Origin of the sequence: Arthrobacter sp. HMWF013 (assembly GCF_003061105.1) — a bacterium.
GTDB lineage: Bacteria > Actinomycetota > Actinomycetes > Actinomycetales > Micrococcaceae > Arthrobacter.
Genome location: NZ_QAIQ01000083.1, coordinates 18,499 through 27,717 on the forward strand (window position 1 = coordinate 18,499; position 9,219 = coordinate 27,717).

7 protein-coding genes are annotated in these 9,219 nt (G+C 65.2%); 5 read left to right on the forward strand and 2 right to left on the reverse strand.

The features are described from left to right. Nucleotides 1-114: 114 nt before the first annotated feature. Together DBR22_RS03985 and gcvP are read left to right on the forward strand one after the other, a co-directional pair. On the forward strand, nt 115-594 hold the full coding sequence (locus DBR22_RS03985) for a Dps family protein (protein ID WP_108597889.1): 480 nt from the start codon (nt 115-117) through the stop codon (nt 592-594). A 258-nt stretch (nt 595-852) separates the two neighbouring features. Beyond that, complete coding sequence (gene gcvP, locus DBR22_RS03990; RefSeq protein WP_108597896.1) at nt 853-3,711, forward strand: aminomethyl-transferring glycine dehydrogenase; 2,859 nt, start codon at nt 853-855, stop codon at nt 3,709-3,711. Between the two features lie 326 nt (nt 3,712-4,037). Here gcvP and DBR22_RS03995 read toward each other — a convergent pair whose 3' ends face one another. Further along, nucleotides 4,038-4,580, reverse strand: coding sequence for a TspO/MBR family protein (locus tag DBR22_RS03995; protein ID WP_108597890.1), 543 nt, complete (start codon nt 4,578-4,580; stop codon nt 4,038-4,040). Nucleotides 4,581-4,787: 207 nt separating this feature from the next. Between DBR22_RS03995 and DBR22_RS04000 the strand changes: the two genes are divergently transcribed. From DBR22_RS04000 to DBR22_RS04010, 3 genes are all read left to right on the forward strand, one after another. After that, nucleotides 4,788-5,861 carry a lipid II:glycine glycyltransferase FemX gene (locus DBR22_RS04000; RefSeq protein ID WP_108597891.1) on the forward strand — a complete coding sequence of 358 codons (1,074 nt, stop codon included), beginning with the start codon at nt 4,788-4,790 and terminating at the stop codon, nt 5,859-5,861. Nucleotides 5,862-5,949: 88 nt separating this feature from the next. After that, nucleotides 5,950-7,266 carry a peptidoglycan bridge formation glycyltransferase FemA/FemB family protein gene (locus DBR22_RS04005; protein ID WP_108597892.1) on the forward strand — a complete coding sequence of 439 codons (1,317 nt, stop codon included), beginning with the start codon at nt 5,950-5,952 and terminating at the stop codon, nt 7,264-7,266. A gap of 40 nt (nt 7,267-7,306) precedes the next feature. After that, nucleotides 7,307-8,794, forward strand: coding sequence for a threonine/serine ThrE exporter family protein (locus DBR22_RS04010; protein ID WP_108597893.1), 1,488 nt, complete (start codon nt 7,307-7,309; stop codon nt 8,792-8,794). A 29-nt stretch (nt 8,795-8,823) separates the two neighbouring features. Here the strand turns inward: DBR22_RS04010 and DBR22_RS04015 are convergent. Further along, a partial coding sequence (locus tag DBR22_RS04015; RefSeq protein WP_146187368.1) for a siderophore-interacting protein occupies nt 8,824-9,219 on the reverse strand: 396 nt, incomplete at its 5' end.

A 9,219-nucleotide genomic window follows, 5' to 3' on the forward strand; every position in this document is an offset into this window, starting at 1 on the left:
CCAACCTTGCCTTGGCGAAATTAGTAAGCTCACTGAGAAATCCGCACCTCTCCCGGTCCGCTGCGCCCGCGTGGCTGATAGCGTCGGCAGTACTGGACCGATCGAGGAGGATTCATGAAAGCTTCACCGACCCTGACCAACAATCTGCAGGCCGTTCTTGCTGATCTGATTGAGCTGCACATCCAGGGCAAGCAGGCCCACTGGAACATTGTGGGCACCAACTTCCGGGACCTTCACCTGCAGCTGGACGAAATCGTGGACGCTGCCCGGCAGTTCGCTGACGATATGGCAGAGCGAATGCGTGCCCTTCACGCCCTCCCGGACGGCCGCAGCGCCACCGTTGCCGGGTCCACCAGCCTGGCACAGTTCCCCGAGGGCCTCATCAACACCAAGGACGCCATCGAGCGGATCGTCGCGGCACTCGAAGCCGCGGTGGGGACCATGCGCAAGGTACACGACGAAGTGGATGAAGAGGATCCCACCACAGCGGACCTGCTGCACGAATTCATCGCCAAACTGGAGCAGTACGCGTGGATGGTGAACGCAGAGACTCTGAAGGCCTCCGCCAGCGTCACCGCACCCGACGCGAAGTAGCAATCCTGCGGCCCGGAGCCGCCGCCACTCTCCTGAGCATGACATCAAAAGAGTACGACGGCGGCCCGGGCTGTGGCGGAACGTCCCCTTCCAGCGGCCCCGGCACGGGCGCGACGCTATTTGCCCGATGGCGTACCGGGTAGGAGAATTGGGCCTGTAGCGGCCGCCGTCCGGCCACAAGTCAGCAATTTGTACCTTGAATACGCCGTAGGAGCAGTCCTCTCCAGGAATCCCTCGGGTTAATGGATGGAGTTCCTTGTGAGTGTTGATTCAGCCCCCGCCACTTTCGTCGATCGGCATATCGGTGCCCGCCGCCAGGCCGACATCGACACCATGCTTAAGGCCGTTGGCTGCGACTCCGTTGACTCGCTGGTTGATACCGCGGTTCCGCACTCCATCCGGCAGGCCGGGCCGCTCGCGCTCAAGGACGCCCTCAGTGAGGTTGAGGTCCTTGCGGAGCTGCGGAAGCTCGCGGGCAAGAACAAAACGGCTGTGCAGATGATCGGCCAGGGCTACTACGACACCGTGACCCCTGCTGTGATCCGCCGGAACGTCCTCGAAGCCCCGGCCTGGTACACCGCCTACACCCCTTACCAGCCCGAAATCTCCCAAGGCCGGCTCGAGGCGTTGCTGAACTTCCAGACCATGGTCCAGGACCTGGTGGGCCTGCCGATCGCCAACGCGTCCCTGCTGGATGAAGCCACGGCGGTGGCCGAGGCCGTCCTGATGATGCGCCGGGCCAACAAGAACAAGGCAGCGCACGATGGTAAGACCGTGCTGGATGCTGATGTGATGCCGCAGACCATTGCGATCGTGAAGGGCCGGGCCGAGGCGCTGGGCTTCGAGGTGGAGGTAGCCGATCTGTCCAAGGGCCTGCCCGAGGGCGTTATCAACGGCATCGTGCTGCAGCAGCCGGGCGCGTCCGGCCGAGTGTTCAACCACGCAGAGGTCATTGCGGCGGCGAAGGAACGCGGCGCACTGGTCACGGTGGCTGCTGACCTGCTGGCCCTGACTTTGATCACCCCTCCGGGTGAGCAGGGCGCTGATATCGCCGTCGGTTCCACGCAGCGTTTGGGTGTTCCGTTGTTCTTCGGCGGACCGCACGCTGCCTACATGGCCGTTGCCAAGGGACTGGAACGGTCCATGCCTGGCCGCCTGGTCGGTGTCTCCAAGGACGACGCCGGCGTCCCCGCCTACCGCCTGGCGCTCCAGACGCGCGAGCAGCACATCCGCCGTGAGAAGGCGACTTCGAACATCTGCACCGCGCAGGCGCTGCTGGCCATCGTCTCGTCGTTCTACGCGGTTTATCACGGCCCGGACGGCCTGAAGGCTATCGCCGAACGCGTCCACAGCCACGCCACCACGATCGCCGCCTCGCTTAAGGCTGCCGGCATTGACGTGCTGCATACGGGATTCTTCGATACGGTGTCCGTCTCTGTGCCCGGGAAGGCTGCAGGCATTGTGTCGGCGGCCGCTGCCCAGGGGATCAACCTGCGCAGCATCGACGAGGACACGGTGGGGATCTCCGCTGACGAGACAACAACACCAGGGATCGTTGCGGACGTTGTTGGGGCTTTTGCCGCGTCCGTCGTCGACGTGACCGCCAGCGCCGGATTCAGCCTCGCTGCCGCCGTGCTCCGCACCTCTGAGTATCTGCAGCATCCGGTGTTCAACACGCACCGTTCCGAGACGCAGTTGCTGCGTTACATCCGGCGGCTCTCCGACCGGGATCTGGCGTTGGACCGGACCATGATTCCGTTGGGTTCGTGCACGATGAAGCTGAACGCGACCGCGGAGATGGAAGCCATTTCCTGGCCGGAGTTCGCCTCGATCCACCCGTTCGCCCCGGAGTCACAGACGGTGGGCTGGCGTGAACTGATCACCGGTCTCGAGGCCGACCTTGCCGAGATCACCGGCTATGACCAGGTCTCGCTGCAGCCGAACGCCGGGTCCCAGGGTGAGCTCGCGGGCCTGCTGGCGATCCGCGGCTACCACCTGGCCAACGGTGATACCCAGCGGAACGTGTGCCTGATCCCGGCCTCGGCGCACGGCACCAATGCCGCCTCGGCTGTCCTGGCGGGCATGAAGGTTGTTGTTGTGGCGACGGCTGCTGACGGGTCCATTGACCATGCTGACCTGTACGCGAAGATCGAGGCGCACAAGGATGCCCTGTCCGCGATCATGATCACCTACCCCTCCACCCACGGGGTGTATGACGCGGACGTGACCGAGATCTGCGACGCGGTCCACGCCGCGGGCGGCCAAGTGTATGTGGACGGGGCGAACCTGAACGCCCTGGTGGGGTTGGCGCAGCCGGGCAAGTTCGGCGGCGACGTCTCGCACCTGAACCTGCACAAGACTTTCTGCATCCCGCACGGCGGCGGGGGACCCGGTGTTGGCCCGGTCGCGGCCAAGGCACACCTGGCCCCGTTTATGCCCGGTGATGCGAACAAGGCAGCCCACGAAGCCGGCCACGGCGTCGCGATCAGCGCGTCGAACTACGGCTCGGCCGGCGTGCTGCCGATCTCCTGGGCGTATGTGAAGCTGATGGGCGCCCAGGGCCTGACTGAGGCGACCAAGTCCGCGCTGCTGGCGGCGAACTACGTCGCGGCCCGGTTGAATGAGTACTTCCCGGTCCTGTACACGGGTGAGGGCGGTCTGGTGGCGCACGAGTGCATCCTGGACCTCCGCGAACTGACCGCAAAGACGGGTGTGACGGCCGAGGATGTGGCCAAGCGCCTGATCGACTACGGCTTCCACGCCCCCACCCTGGCCTTCCCGGTCGCCGGCACGCTGATGGTGGAGCCGACGGAGTCCGAGGACCTCGCCGAGATCGACCGGTTCATCGACGCGATGATCGCCATCCGGAAGGAGATCGACCAGGTCGCCGCCGGCGACTTCACAGTCGCCGACTCCCCGCTGCGCCACGCACCCCACACGGCAGCCGCCGTCGTGAGCTCCGACTGGACCCGGGACTACCCGCGTGAGCAGGCAGCCTTCCCGCTGGCCTCGCTCAAGCAGGACAAGTACTTCCCGCCGGTCGGCCGCATCGACGGCGCAGCCGGGGACCGCAACCTCATCTGCTCCTGCCCGCCGCTCTCCGACTTCGGGAACTAGGCCAGCGCACCGAAGCCCCCTGACGCTCTCTCACTTGATGCACGTTTTGGCCTGACGCTCTCTCACTTGATGCAGGTTTTGGCCTGACGCTCTCTCACTGCTGCTGAGGGTCCGGGCCGTGATCGGTGGTCCGCCGCGGCCGAAGCTGCCCTTCGGAGTAATTCAGTCCAACGGCAATCCTTGGCGTGGTGCTTTTTCCTCACGTTTGGAGGTCAAAAGTGAGAGAGCGTCCGCCCAAAACGCGCGTTAAGTGAGAGAGCGTCCGGTGAAACGTGCACCGGACGCTTGGCGGCCTCGGCCAGTTAGACGTACGCGTCCGGGGCCCGTCAGTTGTTCAGGGCAGCCCAAATGTTGAGGCTGGTGGCGAAAACTAGCCATGAGATGTAGGGCAGCAAGAGCAACCCGGCCAGGCGGCTGATGGGACCGAAGTAGAGAACCGTGACCGTGACCGCGACGATCAGGGCGGCGATGATGGCCAGGGCGATCCAGAGTGCAGAAGATCCCAACGACGGATAGAGGCCGAAGAACACCGGCGTCCACGCGAGGTTGAGCAGCAGTTGGACACCGTACGCAATCAGGGCCGGCCTGGACCCTGCAGACCGGCTGCGCCATACCAGCCACGCTGCCACCGCCATAGCCGTGTACAGGAGGGTCCAGACCGGGCCGAAAACCCAGTTGGGCGGCGACCATGGGGCCTTGTCCGCGGTGACGTACCAGCCGTCCACATTGCTCACGGTGGCAAAGGCCCCCAACCATGCCACGAAAGCCGAAGCCCCCAGGAACGCCGCCAGGCCGATGACCTGCACGCCCGGCGTGAACTCCCTCCGGGTTGCTGGTCCTTGGCCGGACTTCTCTCGGTGAACCTGCATGCCTCCACCCTTGCGAAGCGCACACCAGGAGTCAAGGCAGCCCGTGCGGGGCCCGGGCACGACCCCGTTCCAGGCCTGGGCCGGGAGGCGCAGAGCCGGCCGGCTGGAAAGCCCGGAGCAGATCAGGCTTTAGACTTGAGGCTATATGTCCGCCCGCAGCCACGCCTCCAGAACAGCGCACAAACCCCTCAGATTGGACACGGCCCCTTGCGAGAATTCACCGCCCGCTTTGCCACAGCCGAAGAAATTGAGAACTGGGACAAGCACGTGACGGCCAACCCCCATGGCGGCAATATGCTGCAGTCGGCCGCGTACGCGTCGGTGAAGAACGGCCATGGCTGGAGCGCCCGCTTCCTGGTCCTGGAGTCCACCGGGACCGCCAGCTACAACCTGGTCCTGGAGAAGAAATTCCCTGTCCTGGGCCGCCTCTGGTACCTGATCAAGGGGCCGGACCTCAACGCCGTGGACGATCTCAAGCCGGCGCTGGAGGCCTGCGCCTCCTTTGCCCGAAACCGGAAACTCAACGTTTTCACCATTAAGGTTGAACCCGATATCGTCGCCTCCCCGGAGGTCCAGGCACAGCTCGCCGCGGCCGGCCTGGTGAAGGCACCCAACATCCAGTCCAACGACTCCACCGCGCTGCTGGACATCTCGGCTCCGGAGAGCCAGGTACTCCGCGCCATCTCGTCCCGTGCACGCAATGCGATCCGCCGCGCCGAACGGGAAGGCTGCGAAGTGGTGCAGCAGCCGCAAGGCCCGGAAACATACCGTGCCCTCTATGACCTGATGGCCGATACCGTCAACGCCAAGGGCTCCATGCCGCTGCGCAGCCTGGAGTACTACACCCGGTTCTGGGACGAATTCTGCAACCGCGGCCAGGGCAGCTTCTTCTTCGTCTACGAGGACGGCAAGCCCAGCGTCGGCGCCTTCGTGATCAACTACGGGTCCAAAGCCACCTACAAAGACGGCGGCTCAACCCAGAACCGCAAACAGTACGGCGACTCCCACCTGGTCCAGTGGGCGGCGATCCGGCGGATGCAGGAACTGGGCTGCACCGAATACGACTTCTGCGGAACGCCTCCCGCCAGCCAGATCAAGGACAAGACCCATTCCCTTTACGGCATGGGCATGTTCAAAACGAGCTTCACCAAGACGGTCACGGATTTCGTTGGCTGCTACGACTACGTGCTGGCTCCGGTCAGGCATGCCATGTGGGTCAGGGGCGCCGAACGGATCTTCCGGCGGCTTGAAACCGCACGCACGGGACGTCAGTTCTACTGACAGCGCACACAGTCCACCAGACCATTCCCACCACCAAGCGTCCGCGCCTGCCCCAGACGGCAGCACAGCGATAGATGAGGTTACTTCCGTGAATCCCACCAAAGCCGGAACCGGGCTCGAGTTCGGCGTCCTGAGCGATGCCGAGTTCGAGACGTTCTCCGTCAGCCACCCGCAAAGCAGCTTCATCCAGTCCGCTGATTTCACCCGCTTCCAGCGCGCCCGCGGGCAGGATGTGGAACTGTTCGGTGTCAGGCGCGACGGCGAGCTCGTCGCTGCCGGCAAGCTGAACTACACCACCAACCGGTTCGGCTACCGTGTGTGCGAGTGCGCCAAGGGCCCCCTCATGGACTACACCGACTCCGCCCTGGTCAGTGACGTCGTCGGACTCCTCAAAGGACGCGCAGCGGACCGTAAGGCCGCGGAACTGCGGATTTCCCCCAACCTGCCGTTTATCGCCCGTGATGCCGACGGCGCCGAACACCCGGAAATCGCCGATAACAGGCCGCTGGTGGCCGAACTGGGCAGGCTCGGCCTGGCGCACCAGGGCTCGGACATGAACTTCGCCAACGTCAACTGGATGTTCATCAAGAAACTGGATGGCATCCAGGACTCCGAGGAACTGATCATGGGCACCAGCTACCGGACCCGGAAGGCAATCCGGAAAGCTGAAAAGAACGGTGTGTTCCTGGAGCAGGCCACGCTCGAAACCCTGGATGAGTTTTACGACGCCCTGAGCACCGCCGGCGATGAGAAGGGTTTCATCTACCGGGAGCGCGAGTACTACGAACAGCTCCTGCGGACCACATCGGCCGAGTTCACCAAACTCATGATGGCCAAGATCGACATCCCCGCCTACCGGAAATCCATCACCGAACGACTGGAAGCAGAGTCGGCCTCAGCAGCCGAACTGCGCCGCGAGGTCGAAGAGACCGGCAGTAAAAAGAAGGCCAACCGCCTCAAAGTGGTCCAGGACCTCGTGGACAGCTATGAGCGCAGCCTCAAGGACATCGAACGGTTCCCGGACTCCGTAGGCGTGGCCACCGTGGCAGCCATCCACTTCGTGTGCTTCGGCGACGAAGTGACGTGCGTGATCGGCGGCACCAAGCAGGACTACATCTACTTCAACGGCGCCACCTCGCTGTACTGGGGCATGATGCTCCACGCACTGGAAAAGGGCTACTCGCGCTACAACTTCTACGGCACGTTCGGCATCCAGGGACAGGACGAAGAAGGCCACGGCGGCTACGAGTTCAAGAAGGGCTTCGGCGGGGATGTGGTGCAACTGGTGGGCGACTTCGTGATGCCGGTCCGGCCGTTCGTCTTCCAGGCGAACCGCGTGGGCCGGGCAGCCGTGGCCGCGGCGCGGACCCTGCTCGGCAAACTGCCCCTGAAACGCCAGGCGTAACCCTCGAAACACCATCCAACCCTCAGGGAGGAGGACCAGCGTGACCAACCGACGTGACGATCCGCGGGGCAGGGCCGCCACCGACGGCCTGCCGAAAACCGAGCGGCTGACGCCCTCCCAGATCGGCCAGGACGCCGCCGCCAAGCGGATGCTGCGCCGCCTGGTCCAGGGGGAGCACCCGCCGACGGCGCCGATGAGTATTGTGGACAGGCTCGCCGGGAGCCCATACGCCAACCCGATGATCCAGGTGGGGGGCGTGGACACCTCGGCGCGGAAGACCCTCGATTTTGCCCTGCACCTGGCCGAGACCATGTTCCGGTATGGGGCTGGGGCCCTTGAGGTGGAGACCAGCATCATCGCCGTCACGGCGGCGTTGGGCCTGAAAAACATCGAGGTGGACATCACCAACCAGTCCGTGGCCATCAACTATGCGCCCAAGGACCAGCCGCCCATCGCCCTGCTCCGCGTGGTGCGCTCCTGGACCAACAACTATGCCGGGCTGGCCAAGGTGCACCGGCTCGTGACCGACATCGTGGCCGGGGGAGTGGGCCGGGATGAGGCCATCCGCCGGTTGGATGAGGCCATCACCAGCCCCAAACCGTTCCCGCGCTGGATGGTCACGGTGGCCTTCGGCGTCTTCGCCGCCGCCTTCGTCGGGGTGCTGGGCGGCGGCCCCGTGTCCTCGGCCATCGCCTTCGTGGCCAACATCGGCGTGAGCCTCCTGGCCCGCCAGTTGGGCCGGTGGCGGGTTCCTGACTTCTTTACGACGGCGGCCTGCGCGTTCGCTGTCACCCTCAGCGCGCTGCTGCTGTGGCGTTTTGACCTGACCACTTCGCCGGCCATTGTGGTGGTGGGCGGTATCCTGCTGCTCCTGCCGACAGGCCGGCTTGTCTCGTCAGTCCAGGATGCCATCAACGGCTTCCCGGTGACGGCGGCCGGACGGTTCCTCTCCACGCTGCTCACCTTCGGCGCAATCGTGGCCGGCATCGCCGTAGCCTTCGTGGTGGGTGCGATGACCGGAATGCAGCCCATCAGCGTCACCCAGACATTCCCGCCTGCCTACGACCTCTGGGTCCTGGTGATCCTGACCGCCGTCGCCGTGATCGCCATCGGCATCACGGAGCAGACGTCCTGGGAACTGCTGCTGCCCACCGCTGCCGTGGGGGTGGCCGGCTACTTCGTGCTGTTGGGCGCCGGGCAGCTCGGCGTCGGCGACCGGTTCTCCCCGGCGCTCGCCGCCGTCGTCATTGGCCTGCTGGCAAGGGTGGTGGCACTGAAGATGGGCGCTCCACAGCTGGTGGTGGCAGTCCCGGCGGCCCTCATTCTGCTGCCCGGGCTGACCATTTTCCGCTCGATGTACGTGCTGACCATCGAGGAGTCCGAAATCCTGCTGGGCGCCGGCGGGATGCTCAACGCCGGCGCGATTGTCCTGGGCTCGGCAGGCGGAATTGTCCTTGGCGACACCCTTGCCAGGCCGCTGACCCGCAGCCTGGCCAGCAATGAGCGGCGGCGGGCCCGCCGCCGCTGACCGTCCCGGGCGGCCGTCAGGGTCCGCCGTCAGATCTGTCCGACGGGGAGCTTCTTCTCGGCCTGGAAATCATCCTCCACCCGGCCCTTGGCCCAATATCCGGACAGCGACACCTGGCTGCGTTCCAGGCCGCGCCGCACAAACAGCACGTCCCGCAGGGCCTTCATGTAGCCGCGCTCCCCGTGCGCAAAAACATCCACCCGTCCGTCCTGCCACTGAGCATCCGCCACGGCCGAGACCAGGAGGTCGCTGTCGCCGGCCGGGACGCCGTTGCGGAAAAGCCAGCTGACCTGGATTCCCTGCGGCGCTGCGATCGGCTGGATATCGGCCCCGCTGTCCACCTCCAGGAATGCCAGGCCGCGCGCCTCAGGCGGCAGCGACTCGAGGGAGGCGGCGATGGCCGGCAGTGCGGCCTCGTCCCCGGC